This is a genomic window from Planomonospora antibiotica, from assembly GCF_014647955.1.
Taxonomy (GTDB): Bacteria; Actinomycetota; Actinomycetes; order Streptosporangiales; family Streptosporangiaceae; genus Planomonospora; species Planomonospora parontospora.
Genome location: NZ_BMQE01000055.1, coordinates 1 through 18329, shown reverse-complemented (window position 1 = coordinate 18329; position 18329 = coordinate 1). Strand labels below are relative to the sequence as shown.

The 18329-nt window shown below is 72.5% G+C and carries 13 protein-coding genes and 3 pseudogenes; 7 read left to right on the top strand and 9 right to left on the bottom strand.

The genetic code is table 11. The annotated features are described in order from the left end of the window. Positions 1-39 precede the first annotated feature (39 nt). Both murA and IEZ06_RS31105 read left to right on the top strand, forming a co-directional pair. Positions 40-1308 (top strand): UDP-N-acetylglucosamine 1-carboxyvinyltransferase, encoded by a 1269-nt coding sequence (gene murA / locus IEZ06_RS31110; RefSeq protein ID WP_189240249.1) that lies wholly within the window; start codon positions 40-42, stop codon positions 1306-1308. 283 nt (positions 1309-1591) lie between these two features. Next, positions 1592-2821 carry a GTP cyclohydrolase IIa gene (locus IEZ06_RS31105; RefSeq protein ID WP_189240269.1) on the top strand — a complete coding sequence of 410 codons (1230 nt, stop codon included), beginning with the start codon at positions 1592-1594 and terminating at the stop codon, positions 2819-2821. Between the two features lie 33 nt (positions 2822-2854). On the opposite strand, the pseudogene IEZ06_RS37770 reads toward IEZ06_RS31105, so the two are convergent. The 3 genes and pseudogenes from IEZ06_RS37770 to IEZ06_RS31095 all read right to left on the bottom strand — a co-directional run. After that, a pseudogene (locus IEZ06_RS37770) lies at positions 2855-3520 on the bottom strand (site-specific integrase); the annotation flags it as partial. 84 nt (positions 3521-3604) lie between these two features. Next, positions 3605-4789: pseudogene (locus IEZ06_RS37765) on the bottom strand (RNA polymerase sigma factor); the annotation flags it as partial. A 136-nt stretch (positions 4790-4925) separates the two neighbouring features. Next, complete coding sequence (locus IEZ06_RS31095; RefSeq protein WP_229798969.1) at positions 4926-5282, bottom strand: YciI family protein; 357 nt, start codon at positions 5280-5282, stop codon at positions 4926-4928. Between the two features lie 102 nt (positions 5283-5384). On the opposite strand from IEZ06_RS31095, the gene IEZ06_RS31090 reads away from it, so the two are divergent. Both IEZ06_RS31090 and IEZ06_RS31085 read left to right on the top strand, forming a co-directional pair. Beyond that, positions 5385-6050, top strand: coding sequence for a DUF998 domain-containing protein (locus IEZ06_RS31090; RefSeq protein WP_189240247.1), 666 nt, complete (start codon positions 5385-5387; stop codon positions 6048-6050). A gap of 139 nt (positions 6051-6189) precedes the next feature. Further along, entirely contained in the window at positions 6190-7140 is a 951-nt protein-coding gene (locus tag IEZ06_RS31085) for an EamA family transporter (protein WP_189240246.1), read from the top strand. 178 nt (positions 7141-7318) lie between these two features. Here IEZ06_RS31085 and hisC read toward each other — a convergent pair whose 3' ends face one another. Then, positions 7319-8380 carry a histidinol-phosphate transaminase gene (gene hisC, locus IEZ06_RS31080; RefSeq protein WP_189240245.1) on the bottom strand — a complete coding sequence of 354 codons (1062 nt, stop codon included), beginning with the start codon at positions 8378-8380 and terminating at the stop codon, positions 7319-7321. 82 nt (positions 8381-8462) lie between these two features. On the opposite strand from hisC, the gene IEZ06_RS31075 reads away from it, so the two are divergent. After that, the gene (locus IEZ06_RS31075; RefSeq protein ID WP_229798974.1) at positions 8463-9086 is read left to right on the top strand and encodes a Uma2 family endonuclease; all 624 of its coding nucleotides are present in this window, start codon (positions 8463-8465) and stop codon (positions 9084-9086) included. Between the two features lie 57 nt (positions 9087-9143). Here IEZ06_RS31075 and IEZ06_RS31070 read toward each other — a convergent pair whose 3' ends face one another. The 5 genes from IEZ06_RS31070 to IEZ06_RS31050 form a co-directional block, all read right to left on the bottom strand. Beyond that, a complete protein-coding gene (locus IEZ06_RS31070; protein WP_068898346.1) occupies positions 9144-9809 on the bottom strand; it encodes an NUDIX hydrolase in 666 nt (221 codons plus the stop codon). 22 nt (positions 9810-9831) lie between these two features. Continuing rightward, on the bottom strand, positions 9832-11688 hold the full coding sequence (locus IEZ06_RS31065; protein ID WP_189240243.1) for a DUF4434 domain-containing protein: 1857 nt from the start codon (positions 11686-11688) through the stop codon (positions 9832-9834). A gap of 54 nt (positions 11689-11742) precedes the next feature. Then, positions 11743-12831, bottom strand: a complete 1089-nt coding sequence (locus IEZ06_RS31060) for a glycosyltransferase (RefSeq protein ID WP_189240242.1) — start codon at positions 12829-12831, stop codon at positions 11743-11745. A gap of 20 nt (positions 12832-12851) precedes the next feature. Next, positions 12852-14114: a nucleotide sugar dehydrogenase gene (locus IEZ06_RS31055; RefSeq protein WP_189240241.1), complete on the bottom strand. Its 1263-nt coding sequence runs from the start codon at positions 14112-14114 to the stop codon at positions 12852-12854. Between the two features lie 129 nt (positions 14115-14243). After that, on the bottom strand, positions 14244-15767 hold the full coding sequence (locus IEZ06_RS31050) for a glycosyltransferase family 4 protein (protein ID WP_229798967.1): 1524 nt from the start codon (positions 15765-15767) through the stop codon (positions 14244-14246). Between the two features lie 210 nt (positions 15768-15977). Between IEZ06_RS31050 and wecB the strand changes: the two genes are divergently transcribed. Then, on the top strand, positions 15978-17195 hold the full coding sequence (wecB, locus tag IEZ06_RS31045) for a non-hydrolyzing UDP-N-acetylglucosamine 2-epimerase (RefSeq protein WP_373293967.1): 1218 nt from the start codon (positions 15978-15980) through the stop codon (positions 17193-17195). A gap of 62 nt (positions 17196-17257) precedes the next feature. Next, a pseudogene (locus IEZ06_RS31040) lies at positions 17258-18329 on the top strand (DUF3880 domain-containing protein); the annotation flags it as partial.

Genomic DNA, 18329 nt, shown 5'->3' with positions numbered 1-18329 from the left:
GCACGAGTCACACCTCCCCACCTGCAAGGAGCAAGACGCATGGTCCGTTACCGTGTGCGCGGTGGCAACGCACTGCGTGGAACCGCATTCATCCAGGGCGCGAAGAACGCCGTTCTGCCGATGATCGGCGCGGCACTGCTCGCGGCCAAGGGCCGCACGGTGCTGCGCAACGTTCCCATCATCGAAGACGTCCGCCGGGCGGTGGAGCTGGCCGAGGCCATCGGCGCCAAGGTCGAGCTGCACGAGGCCGAGCGCACGCTGGTGATCGACGCCTCCCGGCTGACCAGCCCGGTGCTGCCCGCGGAGATCGCCCGGCGCTTCCGCGGCTCGGTGCTGTTCGTCCCCGCGCTGCTGCACCGCCTCGGCGAGGCGGTCATCGAGGGCGTGGGCGGCTGCAACCTGGGCAGCCGCAACCTCGACTTCCACTACCTGGGCTACAAGCGCCTGGGTGCGGCCGTGGAGGAGGAGGACACCGTCATCCGCGTCAAGAGCGGCGGGTTCACCGGCGCCAAGCTGTACCTCGACACCCCCTCGCACACCGGCACCGAGAACCTCATCATGGCGGCCGCCCTCGGGCGCGGCACCACCGTGATCGAGAACGCCGCGCTGGAGCCCGAGGTCCTCGACGTCATCGAGATGCTGACCCGGATGGGCGCGAAGATCAGCGGCGGCGGCACCGGGTTCATCACCGTGGAGGGCGTGGAGGAGCTCCAGGCCGTCGAGCACACCGTGATGCCCGACCGGCTCGACGCGGGCGTGTTCGCCATGGCCGCGGCCATCACCGGCGGCGAGGTCAACCTGGTCGGCGCCGACCTGGACCACCTCGGCGTGGTCCGCTACAAGCTGGAGCAGATGGGGGTGGAGTTCGCCGACCACGGCGCGGTGCTCCACGTGCGCCGGGACCGCCCGCTGCGCCCGATCAACGTGATCACCGACACCTACCCCGGGTTCGCCACCGACCTGCAGTCGCCGATCATGACGGTCGCCTGCCTCGCCGACGGCGCCAGCTACATCCACGAGCGCATCTTCGACGGCCGGTTCGCGCTGGCCAGCGAGCTCAACAAGATGGGCGCGGACATCGAGGTGACGGAGAACCGCGCCGTCGTGCACGGCGCGACCCCGCTGAAGGGCACGCGGGTGACCGCGCACGACCTCCGCTCGGGAATCGCGCTCGTTCTCGCCGGCCTCGCCGCCGAGGGGGAAACGGTCATCGAGTCCGGCTATCTCATCGACCGCGGCCACTCATATCTGGCCGAGCGCATGCAGGCCCTGGGCGCGGATGTGGTGCAGGAGATTTCACCGTCATAATCGGCGGGTTTCAACCACTCTATAACCATCTTGACCTGTGCGAATAGGATGAGTTAAGGCTTTAGCAGCACGGGTTGTCCTCAGGCGGACACTAAATCGGGCGTGACATTACGGTCCCGACGAGCGATCGTTCCAAAAGAGAGCCGAAAACAAACGGACGGCATGATGGGAACGAACATTGGTCGAGCGGGCCGAAGAAGCTCCACGAGTGTCACGCACGGGTGCCCTGACACCGGATCTCACCATCGGTGTGGTGGGCCCCCACGACCTCGTCGAACGAGTGATGTTGATGGGCCACGCGGCGGCTCCCCTGCCCTGCCGCCTCGTGGCCGCCGCCTACCGGGACGAGCAGGAGGCGCCTGACAAGGTCACCCGTCTGGGGGCCGGGGTGGACGCCTGCCTGTTCGCCAGCCCGATCCCCTACGACCTGGCCCGGCGGTCGGGAGCGCTGACCATGCCGGCGACGTACGTCCAGCTCGGCGGGGCCGCGCTGATCGCCGCACTGGGCCGGGCCGTGATGGACGAGCGGATCGACCCGCGCCGGATCAGCGTGGACGTGCTGAGCCGGGCGGACGTCGAGGAGGCCTACGCCGATCTGGGCCTGCCCAGCGGCGGGGTGCAGAGCCGCGACGAGCCGGGCGCCACGGGCACGATCGCGGCCTTCCACGAACGCCTGGCCCGGCAGGGCAGCACCACCGGGGCGCTGACCTGCCTGCCGGCCGTCGCCGAGCGCCTGCAGGCGGCGGACGTCCCGGTGGTCCGGGTCCGCCCGACCTCCGCCGCCGTCCGGACGGCGCTGCACACCGCGGCGCTGCTCGGCGCCCACCACCGGCTGGAGGAGTCGCAGCTGACCGTGGTCCTGGTCGAGGTCCCCACCCTCCGCGAGCCGGTACGGCGGGCCGCGCCCCGCCACTGGCGCGACGAGCTGCGCCTGTCGCTGCACCGGCTGCTGGTGCAGGAGGCCAACCGGATCAACGCGACGGTGACGGCGATCGACGACCACAGCTACATGGTCACCGCGACCCGCGGTTCGGTGTCCACCGCCACCGAGGGCTTCCGGGTGCTCCCGTTCGCCGCGCGGGTCCGCGACGAGCTCGGGCTGGCGGTGGAGGTCGGCGTCGGCATGGGCCGTACGACCCACGACGCCGAGGCCCACGCCCGGGCGGCGCTGGCCCGCACCCAGACGGGCAAGCAGGTCCAGGGCTTCGCGGTGGACCGCGAGGGCCGGGCGCTGGTCCCCGCCCCCAGGACGCCCCTGCACGGCGGCACGGCCAAACCCAGGGGCGTGGAGGTGCTGGCCCGGCTGGCCGCCAAGCTGGAGAACGGGGACACGGTGGTGGACGCCGAGGGCGCGGGCAAGATGCTCGGCGTCACCTCGCGTACGGCACGGCGGTTGCTGCGCACGCTGGTGGACGAGGGACTCGCGTGGCCGCTCCCGCCGAACCGCACCCCGCAGCCGGGCCGGCCCCGCCAGCTCTACCGCCTGATCGTGGAGAAGCTCGGCGCCCGTTAGGAGATCCCGCTCCGGGCGGCGGCTCCCGGCCGATCAGTCGCGAGACCTGAGCTGCCGGAGGGTGTAGCCGCCGCCCGCCGGGTCCAGGGACCTGGTGGTCTGCTTGAAGAGATACTCGGCCCGCTCGTAGGACAGGCGGCGGCGGCCCGTCTCCGGGCACAGGTCGGCCCGCGCCGGCGCCCGGGACGGCCCGGGCCGCCGGTCGGTGAGGAAGAGGGGCCCCCGGGCCCGGCCCGCCACCAGATCGGGGAGGAGCCGGGCGGTCCCGGACCGCCAGCTCACCCAGGAGCCGCCCGCGCGGGCCCGGCGGTCGTCCAGGTCCAGGTCTTCGACGTTCAGGGACAGGACGGCCGTCACCCCGGCCCCGGACTCGTGCAGGAGCCGCCACAGGGTCCGTTCGCGCAGCGGCAGATCGAGGCGGTTCCAGAGCGCCTCCAGCTGTGCCCGGCCGATGCCCTCCGTCCGGGGGCGGGTCTCGGCACGCCTGTCGAGGCCCGCGGCGAGATGTTCCATGGACGCCCAGGATCCGAACGACCGGACGGCCGACCGGTGCCTGTTCCACGTCGAGGCCGCCGCCTCGCCCCAGGCCGCGGCGAACACCCGTGCCACGTCGTCGGCGGTCAGGGAGGCCAGCGGCGTCCGGTCGCCCACGGCCCGGCAAAGGCGCCGCAGGGTCTGCCCGTACGAACGGACCGTTCCGGCGTCCAGCTCACCGCGTTGCAGGAACTCCCGGGCGGCCTGTCCGAGAGTGGGCCCCGGCGCGGCGGGGACGGCGATCTCGGCCGCCCGGCGGTGCAGGAAGGCGCGTTCGGCGGCGTTCCCGGCCAGGGACGCGGCCCGCTCGAATTCCGCTCTCGCCGCTTCGAACCGTCCCAGCCGGGCCAGGAGGTCGCCCCGGATGCTCGGCAGCAGGTGGTAGTCCCGCAGCGCGGGATCACCGGCCAGGGAGTCGGCCAGGGCGAGCCCCGCCTCCGGCCCGCGTGCCATCCCGAGCGCCACGGCGCGGTTGAGCTGCACGACCGGCGTCGGCAGCAGCCGGGCCAGCGCCTCGTACAGAGTCGCGATCCGAGCCCAGTCGGTGTCCTCGGCGCTCCGCGCCTGCGCGTGGCACACGGCGATCGCCGCCTGCAGCACGTACGGGCCGGGTGGGCCGCCGATCTCCCGCGCGCGCAGCATCGCGGCGAAACCGCGGCGGATGAGCAACCGGTCCCAGCGTCCCCGGTTCTGCTCGTGGAGCAGGACGGGTTCGCCCGAGGGCCCGGTCCGCGCGGCGGAGCGGGACGCCTGGAGCTCCATGAGCGCGACCAGCCCGTGCACCTCCGCCTCGTGCGGCGCCAGCCCGGCCAGCAGCCGGCCCAGCCTCAGCGCCTCCAGGCAGAGTTCCGGCCGCGTCAGATCATCGCCGGACGTCGCCGAGTACCCCTCGTTGAAGATGAGGTAGACGACCTCGAGCACCGACGACAGGCGCGCGGCCTGCTCCGGGCCGCCGGGCGGCTCGAACGGCACCCGCTCCTCGGCCAGCGTCCGCTTCGCCGCGGCGATGCGCCGGGCGATCTGCGACTCACCGACGAGGAACGCCCGGGCGATCTCCTCGGTCGTCAGGCCGCCGAGGAGCTTGAGCGTCAGCGCCACCCGCGCCTCGGTCGGCAGCACCGGGTGGCAGGAGATGAACATCAGCCGCAGGACATCGTCCTGCTCGGAGTCCTGGTCGGAGTCCTGGTCGGAGTCCTGCTCGGGGTCGCGCCCGGGGTCCTGTCCCCGGCCCTGCTGCTCCAGCTCGTGGGCGAGCTGCCCGTGCTTGCGTTCGAGCCGCTGCGAACGCCGGATGTGATCGACGGCGCGGCGTTTGGCGACGGCCGTCAGCCAGGCGCCGGGGTTGTCCGGGACCCCCGAGCCGGGCCACTGCTCCAGGGCGGAGACGAGCGCGTCCTGGGCTAACTCCTCGGCGAGGCCGACGTCGTGCACCATCCGCGTGAGCCCGGCGATGATCCTGGCCGACTGGAGCTTCCAGACCGCGTCGACCGTGCGATGGACGTCCGTCACGGCACGATGACAGCACCGCCGCCGGCCCGTACGCAAACCGGGGGCGGCGCCGTCCGGCCGGTCAGGGGCCGAAGACCTGCTGGATCACGCTCTCTCCGTCGCCGACGATCCTGCGGAAGCGGCGGGCCAGCTCGATCGCCTCCTCCTTGGAGCGGACCTCGACCAGCGCGAAGCCGGCCACGGCCTCCTTGGCCTCGGCGAACGGCCCGTCGGTCACCGTGACCTCGTCGCCGGAGGACGTCACGCGGACGCCGCCCGGCTCCAGGCCCCCGGTGGCCAGCAGGACGCCCGCCGCGGTCAGTTCCTCGACGAACTCGGCCATCTCGGCGTACAGCCTCTCGTCGGGAGCGGTGTCGGACGCCTTGGTGGTCATCAGGTAGCGCATGGGCTCTTCCTTCTCTTCCGTTGCCGTGCCCATGCGTCGATCCTGCCATGTGACAGGGAACGGCGGCATTCCCTGTCACATCACGGGATCGACGCATGGGCGAGAACCGAAGAAGGATCCCGGAAAGGCACGACCATGACCACCGTCCAGCTCCCGGCCGCCCCGGCCGCCACCCCCTCCGCCACCACCCGCTCCCTGCTCACCTGCGCGATCGCCGCCGCCCCCCTGTGGACGGTCGTCTCCCTGACCCAGGCCGCCACCCGCGAGGGCTTCGACCTGACCCGCCACCCGCTGAGCGCGCTGAGCAACGGCTCCCTGGGCTGGCTGCAGGTCCTCAACTTCCTGATCGCCGGCGCACTGACCGTCGCCGGGGCGAGCGGCCTGCGCCGGGCCATGCGCGGCACCCCCGGAGGCACGTGGACGCCGCGGCTGGTCCGGATCAACGGATTCGGCATGATCGCCGCGGGGATCTTCGTCATGGACCCGGGCGGCGGCTTCCCCGCCGGCGCCCCCCACGGGATGCCCGCGACGCTCACCTGGCACGGCTACGGCCACCTGGCCGCCGGCTCGGTCGCCTTCACCGCCCTGATCGCCGCCTGCTACGTCCTGGGCCGCCACTTCGGCCGCACCGGGCACCGCGGCCACGCCGTCGCCTCCCGCATCGCCGGCACCGCCCTGCTGGTCGGCAACGGCTGGTCGATGAGCGGCGGCACGGCCGGATCTCTGGCCTTGGCCGTCGGAGCCGTCACCGCGATGCTCTGGATCTCCGCGGTCGCCGCCCGGTACCGCCGCGGCCTCTGAACCCGCCCCGGCGACGGGACCTGAACCCGCCCGCGAACGGCAGCCCTGGAAGCCCTGGAGAACGCTGGAGGCCCCGGTGCCCTTCCCCGTCCGGCCTCCGCGAGAGTTCTGTCACCTTCGACCGGTATCGTCATGTGCCATGAGTCCCGACGCTGCTGACAAGCGCACATCACTTCTCGTCTGGAGCGCACTGACGATCGTCTACGTCGTCTGGGGCTCCACCTACCTGGCCATCATGATCGTCATCGAGACGATCCCCCCGCTGCTCAGCGGCGCCATGCGGTTCACCGTGGCCGCGCTGGTCCTGGCCACCGCGATTCTGGCCCTGCGCGGCCGGGAGGCCTTCCGGATGACCCTCCGGGAGGCGGGCGGCGCGGCGCTCGTCGGGCTCCTCCTGCTGACCGCCGGGAACGGCATGGTGGCGCTGGCCGAGCAGCACATCTCCAGCGGGCTGGCGGCCCTGCTGGTGGCCTCGGTCCCGCTCTGGCTGGTGGTCCTGCGGATCGCCGCCCGCGACCGGCCGCGGCTGCTCACGCTGACCGGCGTGCTCATCGGGTTCGGCGGGGTCGCCGGGCTCTCCCTGGCCGGCGGGGACGCCGCCTCGGACGGCGCCGGCATCGTGATCATCCTGCTCGCGTCCGTCTCGTGGTCGGTCGGGTCGTTCCTGTCCGCCCGGATCCCGATGCCCGCCAACCCCTTCTCCGCGAGCGCCATCGAGATGGCGGCGGGCGGCGCCGGGCTGCTGCTGACCGGTCTGACGCTGGGCGAGCGCCTGGACCCGTCCGCCGTCTCCGGGCGGTCCTGGACCGCGCTGGCCTACCTGGTCGTGATGGGGTCGCTGGTCGCCTTCACGTCGTACGTGTGGCTGCTGGGCAACGCGCCCATCTCGCTGGTCTCCACCTACGCCTACGTCAACCCGGTCGTGGCGGTCGCCCTGGGCGCGCTGGTCCTGAGCGAGCCGGTGACCGGTTCGATGATCGTCGCCGGCCTGGTGATCGTCGTCGGCGTCGCGCTGGTCGTCTCCACCGAGCGGCGCGGCAGGCGGGCCGCCCCGGAGCAGGAGGCCGAGCCGGAGCCCGCGACCGCGTAGGCCGTCGGGCGGACGGCTTCGAGGGCCGGGCCCGTCCCGGTCACGGCGGGAAGCCTGGCCGAGGACGACCCGCCCCTGTCACGGCGGGAGCCGGTCCGGGAACGGCCCCTCCCGGTCAGGTCGGGCGCCGGGCCCGGAGGTGGTGGTCGTCATCCGCCGCCCCGGGCCCGGGGCGCCGTCAGGCGTTCCTGAAGGCCGCGGCGGCGGCCAGGAAGGTGTCGTTGGCCTCCGGCGTGCCGATGGAGATCCGCGCCCCCTCTCCCGCGAAGGGCCGCACGGCCACCCCCTCGGCCGCGCACGCCTGCGCGAAGTCGAGCGTGCGCCCGCCCAGCCGGAGCCAGACGAAGTTGGCCTCGGTGACGGGCACCGTCCAGCCCTGCGCGAGGAGCTCCTCGCGGACGCGGGTGCGCTCCTTCACCACCGCGTCGACCCGCTCCAGCAGCTCGTCCTCGGCCGCCAGGGACGCGACGGCGGCGGCCTGGGCGAGGTGGTTGACCGCGAAGGGCACCGTCGTCTTGCGCACGGCCGCCGCCACCGGCTCGTTGGCGATCAGGTAGCCCACCCGCAGGCCCGCCAGGCCGTACGCCTTGGAGAAGGTGCGCAGCACGGCCACGTTGGGCCGCTCGCGGTAGACCGTGAGGCCGTCGGTCACGTCGGCGTCCCGGACGTACTCCCGGTAGGCCTCGTCCAGGACGACCAGCACGTCCTCCGGCACCCGGTCCAGGAACGCCGCCAGCTCGGCCGAGCGCACGACCGTGCCGGTGGGGTTGTTCGGGTTGCAGACGAAGACCATCCGGGTGGCGGGGGTGATCGCCTCGGCCATCGCCTCCAGGTGGTGGGTCTCATCGGCCAGCGGGACCTGGACCGAGGTCGCCCCGGCCAGGTCGGCCAGGAGCGGGTAGGCCTCGAACGAGCGCCAGGCGTAGACCACCTCGGCGCCCGGCTCGCTCACCGTCTCGAAGAGCTGCTGGGCCACGGTGACCGAGCCCGCGCCGAGCGCGACGTGCTCGGGCGGCACGCCGTACCGCTCGGCGAGCGCCTCGGTGAGGGCGGTCGCCGCGGGGTCGGGATAGCGGTGGATCTCCGCCGCGGCCCGTGCGACCGCCTCGACCACCGAGGGCAGCGGGTCGTAGGGGGATTCGTTGGACGAGAGCTTGTAGGACCGGCCGTCGGGGGAGACCACGGCCTTGCCCGGCCTGTAGGCGGGCATCGTGTCCAGGATCGCGCGGAAACGAGGCATGGCCTTACCTTATGAGGAGCGGACGGATGGGGCATCACCCTGGGAGACTGGAGGCACGAGCATGCCCGACCGGGAGGACGACATGAGCGCCGCACCGCTGTCCGAGACCGAGCTCCGCCCGGAGCCGTCGGTGTGGGACCCGCTGCCCGACTGGGTCCTCCCGCCGCGGGGCGGCTTCACCGCCGACGACCTGGACCGGCTTCCCGGGATCCCCCCGCACACCGAGCTCATCGATGGCACTCTCGTCTTCGTGAGCCCCCAGACCAACTTCCACATGTCGACGCTCTTCCTCCTGGAGAGCGGCTTGCGGCGCGTGGTCCCCCGCGACCTGGCGGTCCGCCGCGAGATGACCGTGACGCTGGGGCGGCGGCAGCGGCCCGAGCCCGACCTCCTGGTCGTGCGCGCCGACGCCGTCCGGGGGGCGCGGCAGACCACCTATGAGCCGCAGGACGTCGTGCTCGCCGTCGAGGTCGTCTCCGCCGAGTCGGAGATCCGCGACCGCGAGCGCAAGCCCCGGCTCTACGCGGAGAGCGGCATCCCCCACTTCTGGCTCGTGGAGAACGACGGCGACCGGCCCGTGGTGCACGTCTACGAGCTGGACTCCGCGACCAAGGGCTACGTCGCCACCGGGATCCACCGCAGCAGGCTCAAGCTCGACGCGCCCTTCCTCATCGACGTCGACCTGACGGAGATCGACCGGTTCTGACCTCGGCGGCGTCCGGGTGCGACCGCGGACGCCGCCCGGCTCCCCCCGGGCTCCGGGTCAGTCCTTGAGCGAGCGGAGCATCGGCGGGTGGAGGTTCTCCGCCGGGCCCCGGCGGTAGAGCTTGGCGGGGCGGCCGCCGTCGCGGGTGGTGGTCCGGCCGGTGGGGATCAGGAAGCCCTCGGCCTTGGTGACCTTGCGGTGGAAGTTGCGCGGGTCCAGCGGCCGGCCCCAGACGATCTCGTAGACCCGGCGCAGGTCCGCGACCGTGAACTCCGGCGGGCAGAAGGCCGCCCCCAGCGAGCTGTACTCCAGCTTGGCGCGGGCCCGCTCGACGCCGTCGACCATGATGCGCCGGTGGTCGAAGGCCATCGAGGTCAGGGCGGCGACCGGCTGCCAGCTCATGTGCGCCTCGGTGGAGGCGGGCAGGTCGGGGGCGAGCCCGAGGTAGGCGACGCTCAGCACCCGCTGGCGGGGGTCGCGGTCGGGATAGCCGTAGGTCTGCAACTGCTCCAGGTGGACCGGGGCGCCCGGCAGGCCGGCCCGTTCGGCGAGGACGCGGGCCGCGGCGGCGGGCAGGTCCTCGTCGAGCTGGATGAAGCCGCCCGACAGCGCCCAGTGCCCCTCGTACGGCGGCCGGTCCCGCCGCCAGACGAGCGCGCTCAGCGCCTGGCAGCGCACCGTGAGCACGACCAGGTCCACGCTGACGGGAATGCGGGGCACCACCACGGCAGGCACGTTACACCGCTCAGGCGTCGATGCGGACGTGCAGCGGCTCGGCCGCCGTGCGCCCGTCGGGAGCGGCCACCTCGATCCGCACCCACGTGCCGGCGGGCACCTGCGTCCAGTCGAAGGGCACCCAGGCGGTCATCAGCCTGTCGGGGGTGTCGGGGGGCGGCTCCGACAGGTTCACCCCGGCGACCTCGGCGGTCCTGGGCACGTCCTGCCCCTCCCAGGTGATCGTCACCTTGCCGCCCAGCTGCAGATCGTAGCCGCGGAGCTCGATGCCGTCGCGGATGTCGTGCCCCGCGCGCACGGCCTCCACCGGGATCGGCCGCCCCGCGTCACCGGTCATCTCCTCCGACAGCGACGGGGAGCCGCAGGTGAAGAAGTCGCTCCACATGTAGGAGACGACCTTGGAGACGTAGCGGCCGACCTGCGTGACGGCCTGGTCCAGGCGGTCCTTGTCGGTGCGCCCCCGGGTGCCGGTCCTGGTGCCGCACGCCTCGGTCCCGGACGGCTCGAACGCCTCCACGTTGGCCCAGAGCTGCACGTCGTGGCCCTGCTCGGCCATCCGCGCCCGCGCTGCGGCCATCTCCCGGTAGTAGTCGCGGGTCGAGCCGTGGTAGGCCTCCCCGTTGGTCGTCTCGCCGACCACCGGGCGGAGCCGCTCGTCCACCGGCTCGTCCCGCTCGTCCGGCCAGAACAGCCCGACCTTGCCGGTCCCCCGGCTGTCCTGCGGCGCGATGATCCCGACGCCGGTCCTGGCCATGGCCTCGAAGCCCGCCGCCACCTCCTTGGGCGTGGCGCTGAACCCCTTCTCCTTCCGCGCCTCCAGGTAGGGGCTGACCAGGACGGGCTTGTCCGGCATCACCTGCTCCACGATCCGGTGCTGGGAGGCGTAGACCCTGAGCGTCGGGTGGTCCCGCGCGGCCTCCTCGGCGCCCTCCGGCGCACCCGTGTAGACCATGTCCCTCATCTGGAGCTCGAACGGCTGGTAGAAGCCGCCGAGCGAGGCCCGGCCGGCGAAGCGGTCGCCGTAGTCCGTCAGGATGCGCCGGGTCAGCGTGGTGAGCGTGTCGATGCCCCGCTCCGAGGCCCGGGTGGCCTGCGCCGGGTCCCGGGGGGCGAGCGGCAGCGCGGGGAAGACCTTCACGCCGAACCGGTCCCCCAGGTCGAGCAGCTCGGCGAGGCTGTCCTGGCGCGCCGCGGCGACCAGGATCACGTGGTAGCCGCGTCCCCGGGCGGAGAGGTTCGTGCAGTCGCCGTCGTCGCTGCCGTCGTCGGGCGCGACGATCCGGTAGTAGACCCGCCCGTCCACCACGATCTTCTTCTCGACCTCGGGGCAGCGGAACAGCTTCGGCCCGAACGCCTCGTCGGTCCGGTAGACGAACGTCCAGCTCACCCGGTTGCCCGGGTTCAGCGCCTGCAGGTCGCGCTCGGCCGCGGCCACGCACGACAGCCCGTCCTCCCGGCACCGCTCGTAGCGGGGGTCGGGCTCTCCTCCGGAGTCCAGGATCCGGCCGTCCTCGTCGGTCGCGCGGGCCTGCAGACCCCAGCCGATCCGGATCACGGTGTCACCGCCGACGCCGTGGATGGCGGCGAGCTGGCGGCGCCAGGTGCAGTGGTCGGCCGTCGGGATGAGCCAGTACCCGGTCACCGCGTACGGCGCGCGCATCGCGGTGTCGAACGTTCCACACGGGTCGGTGAAGGGGGTGGAGGAGGGGGCCGGGGAGGAGGACGGCGCGGCCGCGGACGACGTCGCCGAGGCGGCCTGCGATCCGTCTCCGGCCGGGCCGCCGGGGTCGCCGGAACGCAGGACGATCACGACCGCCGCCACCGCCGCGAGGATCGCCACGCCGAGGAGAGCCGTGAGCCAGCGCACGTTCAGGACACTACCGTTCTCGTGATCAAGCGGGCATAAACGGCGCCGGAGATCTCAGTCCTTGACTCCCGCCCAGGCTTCCAGCTGGGCGACGAAACGGCGGGCCGAGTTCGGCCAGTGGTGGTTCGCACGGGCCGCCGCATACCCCCGGGCGCCCTGGGCATGCCGCTCCCTGACGTCGTCCCGGAGCATGAGGACCGCCTGCGCCACCGCCTTGGGGTCCTGCCAGGGCACGACCATGCCGCTGTTGTAGCGTTCTACCAGCTCCACCGCGCGCGGCGACGGAGTCGTGATCACCGGGATCCCGTGGGCCATGTACTCCACGATCTTCGTGGGCATGGAGTGCCGGTAGTTGGGCTCGTCCCGCAGCAGCGAGAGGCCGGCCAGCGCACCGTCGAGCCGCTTGAGCGCCTCGTCGTTCGGCATGAAGTCGCGCCACTCCAGCAGGCCCTCGGTCACGGCCTGGTTCAGCACCGGCCGCGACTGCGGGTCGGCGTAGCCGATCAGCTCGACCGCCACCCGGTACGGCTGGAGCAGCCGGGCCACCTCGACGGCCTCCTTCACGCCCCGCGCCTCCGACAGCCAGCCGAGGTAGACGATCCGGTCGTCGCCCGGCGGGGTCACGTCGTCCGGCACCCACGTCTCGTTCGGCACCACCAGGTGGGCCCGGCTGAACCGCCCGGCGTAGGCCGACTCGGCGAGGAGCAGGTGCAGGTGGCGCTCGGCGGTGCCCTCCAGGAGGCGGGCCAGGAAGCGCACCGGCGGCCGCAGGAACGCCGGCAGCCAGGGCTTGAGCGACAGGGTCGCCGGGGTGTCCTCGTGGACGTCCCAGACCACCGGCGGGCGTCCGCGGACCCCCGCGACCGCGAGCAGCAGCTCGGGGTCGTGGATGACGGCCAGGTCGACCTGGCCGCGCATGCGCTTGAACACCTTGCGGGCGGCGCGCACCGCGGACAGCCGCCGGCGCTCCGCCGCCCGGGGGAGGTCGACGCCGTTCACCCAGGACCGGGCCATGACCCCGCGGGCGGTGTACGGCGCGGCATACGTGACCTCATGACCGGCGTCCACGAGCGCCCGGATCTGCCGGTGCAGGATCCGGGCGTCCTCGGGGTGATGTACCACCGTCATGACGAGCACGTGCACTGCGCGCAGCCCCTTCGTGCCTAGAGCCGCTCGACGCGTTCACCCTCGGCGAGCACGCCTCGGGTGTCGAGCACGAGCTTGCCGTGGTCCTCGACGATCGCCAGGTCGAAGGCGCCGTGCTGCTGCAGCAGCAGCGTCACGTCGGCTTCGGCGACCGCCTTCGCGAGGTTCTCCTCGCGGGGCACCGCAGTGCCGTCGACCTGCCACTGCTTGACGTGCGGGTCGACGAAGACCAGCTCGGCGCCCAGTTCCAGCAGGCCGCGCGCGACCGGCAGGGCCGGGGTCTCGCGCTCGTCGGCGATGTCGGGCTTGTAGGTGACGCCGAGCAGCGCGACCTTGGAGCCGTTCACCGCCTTCTTGTGGCGGTTGAGCAGCCGCTGCACGCGGGTGACCACGTAGGACGGCATCCGCTCGTTGATCTCCTGGGCCAGCTCCACGAACCGGAACGGGTAGCCCAGCTTGCGCACGGTGTAGGACAGGTAGGACGGGTCCACCGGGATGCAGTGGCCGCCGACGCCCGGTCCGGGCAGGAACTTCTGGAAGCCGAACGGCTTGGTCGCCGCCGCCTCGATGGACTCCCAGAGGTTGATGCCGAGCTCGTCGCAGAAGATCGCCATCTCGTTGACGAGGGCGATGTTGACGTGCCGGTAGGTGTTCTCCAGGAGCTTGGCCATCTCGGCCTCGCGGGTGCCGCTGACCGGCACGACCTGCTCGATGAACTGCGCGTAGAACGCGGCCGCCACGTCACGGCAGGCGTCGGTGTAGCCGCCGACGACCTTCGGCGTGTTGCGCAGGCCGAACTTGGGGTTGCCCGGGTCGATGCGCTCGGGCGAGAAGGCGAGGTGGAAGTCCCGGCCCGCGACGAGCCCGGAGGACTCCAGCAGGGGACGGGCCACCTCGTCGGTCGTGCCGGGCCACGTGGTGGACTCCAGCACCACCAGGGAGCCGGCGGTGAGGTTCTTGGCGACGGTCGCGGTGGCGCCCTCCACCGCGGACAGGTCGGGACGGTGGTCGTCGTCCAGGGGAGTGGGGACGCAGATGACGATGGTGCGGCTTTCGGCCAGCACGCTCTCGTCCAGCGTCGCTCGGAAGCCGCCGGCCAGCATGTGCTCGAGGTCGGCGTCGGTCAGGTCGTCGATGTAGGACCGCCCGCCGTTGAGGGCGTCCACCTTGCGGGGGTCGACCTCGTAACCGACGACGCGCAGCCCTGCTGCCGTGGCCTCCTTGGCCAGCGGCATGCCGACGTAACCCAGACCGATCACGGCCAGGTCGTAGCCGGTCACTGGGAGACCCTGGGGAGCCGGAAACAACACTTCATGGTCGCAAAGGTTATCTCAACTCCGCACACCCCACGCCTGATGCGATTAAACGCATCACAAATGCGGTGGCCACGGGTTATCTCCATCGGATCATCAACCGCTGATCGTCCGGTAGAGGTCGCGGTAGGTCTCCGCGACCCGGCTCCAGGTGCGTTTCGCCGCCACCTCGGCCCGTCCGGCCTCGCCCATCAGGGCCCGCCGCGCCGGGTCTTCCCGCAGTCCGGCGACGGCGTCGGCGAACGCCTCGGGGTCGCCCGGGGGGACCAGGAGACCGGCGCCCTCCGAGCCCACGAGCTCCGACAGGGCGGGCAGATCGCTGAGCACGACGGGCTTGCCGAGGGCCATCGCCTCGACGGGTTTCAATGGCGTAACGAGTCGGCAAACCCGCAGGTCCTCGCGGGGACAGGCGAAGATGTCGATGGCCGCCTGGGCCTGCAGCGCCTCGTCCGGGCCGACCCGGCCGGGCAGGATCGCGAGGTCTCCGAGGCCGAGCTCCTCGACCTGCTCCAGCAGCGCGGGGCGCTCGGCTCCGTCGCCCACGAGCAGCACCCGGACCGGGGTCCCCCGGTCGCGCAGCAGCGCCGCGGCGCTGATCATGGTCCGGAAGCCCTCGTAGGCCACGATGCTGGAGACCGAGCCCATGACGATCTCGTCGTCGGCGATGCCGTAGGCGGCGCGGAAGGCCGCCCCGTCGTAGTCCGCGGTCAGCAGCGAGTCGTCCACCGCGTTGGGCGCCAGGTAGATCTTCTCCCGGGGCACCCCCCGCTCGACGATCTCGGCGGCCATGGTCTCGGCGAGGGTCACCACGGCGTCGGCCGAGCGCATGATGAACGCCTCGCGGTCGCGCTGGAGCACGTGCCGCTGGCTGCCGATCCGCTTGGGGTCGCGCGAGGCCCAGGTCTCCTCCAGGAAGCCCCGGACCTCGTAGACCATCGGCGTGCCGGTCCGCTCCCGCACGGCCAGCGCGACCGACCCGTTGCGGTGGTCGGTGGCGGCGTGGAGCACCTGCGGCCGTAGCGTCCTGACCAGCTCGGTCACCTCGCCGGCCCCGCGGATCATCCGGCCCCGGCTCTCGAACGGCACCTCGCCGCTCGGCAGCAGCCGGTGGTAGGGGATGCCGTCGATCTCCTCGTACGGCGTCGCGTCGGCGTGGCCCTGCATCATCGGCCAGCCCCAGCTGGTGACGACGTGCGGGTCGAGGCCCGCCTCCTTCTGGGCGGTGACGATCCGGTGCGTGCGCACGGTGTAGCCGGCCTGGGTGTACGGCAGGGCGTTGGTGACGCAGTGCAGCACCCGGCCCTCGACCCGCTCGCCCACGATCACCTTGGACTTGGGCGGGATGGGGTTCGGCTGGATGGCGGCCAGCTCGCCGGCGTAGTAGGCGGCCCGGCGCTTGATGAAGGGGTACTTCGCGTGGCCCTCCAGCACCGCGACGGCCTCGGTCATCCGGCCCGCGTCGAAGTGCTCCTTCGCCTCGTTCCAGGGTCCCCGGACCACGCGCATGCCGAACTTGCGCACGGCGACCCGGGCGCGCCGGGCCAGCGGCCAGGCGACCCGGCCCACGACGGGGCGCAGGCTCGGCGGAAGGGTCTCCGCGGCGGCCTGGGCGACGCGCACGGGGTCACTCTTGACCTTGGTCGCGACGACTCGGGAAACGATGATCGGATGCTGGGCGAAACCCTTGAGAAGTCCGCGCAAACCGGCACGCGCCGACTTCGCGGAAACCGTCGAGGGCGCCGAGGACTCCGGCCGACTGGCGTCAGGTACCACGGTCGTGACCGTACCATAGGCAACGTTTGCCCCACTCCCACATGAAAGGCGAGGTCAATGAGGGACTCCGCCCCTTCGCAGGCGGCTCCGGCCGGCGAGAAGGCCCCCGGGAAGGCCCCCGGGAAGGCCTCCGGGAAGGCTCCCGGCAACCCCCTCGTCCTGCACGTGCTGGGCGCCCGGCCCAACTTCGTGAAGGCCGCCCCCGTCGTGCGCGCGCTGGACGGGCTGGGAGTGCGCCAGGGCATCGTCCACACCGGTCAGCACTACGACGCGCTGATGTCCGACGTGTTCTTCGCCGACCTGGGGTTGCCCGAGCCGGTCGCGAACCTGGGCGTCGGGTCCGGCTCGCACGCCCGCCAGACGGCGGCCCTGCTCACCGGCCTGGAGGAGGTCGTGCTGGAGCACGGCCCCGCGCTGGTCGTCGTCTACGGCGACGTGAACTCCACGCTGGCCGCGATCCTGGTCTGCGCCAAGCTGCAGATCCCGACCGCGCACGTCGAGGCGGGCCTGCGCTCCTTCGACCGCGGCATGCCCGAGGAGGTCAACCGGGTCGTCACCGACGCCCTGTCCGACATCCTCTTCGCCACCTCGCCGGACGCGCTGTCCCACCTGTCGAACGAGGGCGTGGACCCCTCCCGCGTCCACCTCGTCGGCAACCCGATGATCGACAGCCTCTTCTCCGCGCTGGACCGCCTCGACCCGGCGCCGGTCCGCACCCGGCTCGGCCTGCCCGAGCGGTACGGCGTGGCCACCCTGCACCGGCCCGCCAACGTCGACGACCCGGCCGCCGCCAAGGAGCTGGTCGACGCCGTCCTCCAGGTGAGCGAGCGGCTGCCGGTCGTGGTCCCGATCCACCCGCGCGGGCGCGAGCGCCTGGCCGCGGCGGGGCTGGTGACCGGCGGGAACCTGCTGATCGTCGACCCGCTGGGCTACGTGGACTTCCTCTCCCTGGTCCGGGGCGCGTCCCTGGTCGTCACCGACTCGGGCGGCGTGCAGGAGGAGACGACCATGCTCGGCGTGCCCTGCCTGACGGTCCGGCCCAACACCGAGCGGCCGGTCACCGTCACCCACGGCACCAACCGCCTGGTCACCCCGGACCTGCTCCCGGCCGCCGCCGACAAGGCCCTGGCCGACGGCGCGGCGACGCCCTCGGGCGAGCTGCCCCCGCTCTGGGACGGCAAGGCGGGCCCGCGCATCGCCCGGGTGATCGTCTCCTGGCTGAAGGGGGAGAACCTCTCCCCGGCCTCGCAGGCCGTACCGCCCAAATCCCTCTAAAAGCACCGTTCCGGTACGGCGAAAGCCGTACCCTGGCACGACCCCGGACGAAGGCGACTCCCATGAGCTCCACCTCCCCCCTGAGTGACGAGACCCCCGAAGAGCCGAGGTTCCAGCGGCTGGGACCGGTCAACTGGCTGCCCGAGGAGCGCAAGGTCGTCGAGCGCTTCGAGGAGCGGGTGCGGGACCTGGAGCGGCGCCTGGCCATCGCGGAGGCGCGCGCGGACTACGCCCAGTGGAAACTGGAGTCGACCCGGGTCCAGCGGCCGTACCGGGTGGCCGAGGCGCTCACCGCGGCCAAGGGGCCGGGGGTGGTGCGGCTGCCGGGCAAGCTCCGCATGGCGCTCAAGCCGCGCAAGGGGCCCGCCGCGCCGCGCCCGGTCGCCGAGGTGGTCGCCGAGCTGGACGAGCGCGGACCGTCGGTGGACGTGCCGGTGGTGAAGTGGCCCGCCGGGCCGGTCGTCCGGCCGGACCTGAAGGTCGCGGTCATCCTCGACGACTTCTCCCGGATGGCGTTCAGATACGAGTGGGACCAGATCGAGTTCGGGCTGCGCGACTGGCCGGAGGTCTTCGCCGAGCGCCGGCCCGAGCTGCTCTTCGTGGAGTCGGCCTGGCACGGCAACCAGGGGCGCTGGCGCTACCAGATGACCGGGACGAACGCCCCCAAGCCGGAGCTGCGCGCGCTGATCGACTGGTGCCGCGCGGAGGGGATCCCGACGGTCTTCTGGAACAAGGAGGACCCGCCGAACTTCGACTTCTTCATCGACACGGCCAAGCTGTTCGACTACGTGTTCACGTGCGACGGCGACATGGTGCCGAAATATCGCGAAATCCTGGGACACGACCGGGTGGACGTGCTGCAGTTCGCGGCGCAGCCGCGGGTGCACAACCCGATCCAGGAGAAGCAGGGCCGCGTCCACGACGTCGTCTTCGCCGGCATGTACTTCCGGGACAAGCACCCCGAGCGCCGCGAGCAGATGGAGACCGTGCTCGACCCGATCCGCGAGCTGGGCCTGCACATCTTCGCCCGGAACGGGACCGTGGACGAGAAGTACGCCTGGCCGGAGAAGTACGTCCCGCACATCGTGGGCGAGCTGCCGTACGACCGGATGCTGGCCGCGTACAAGATGTACA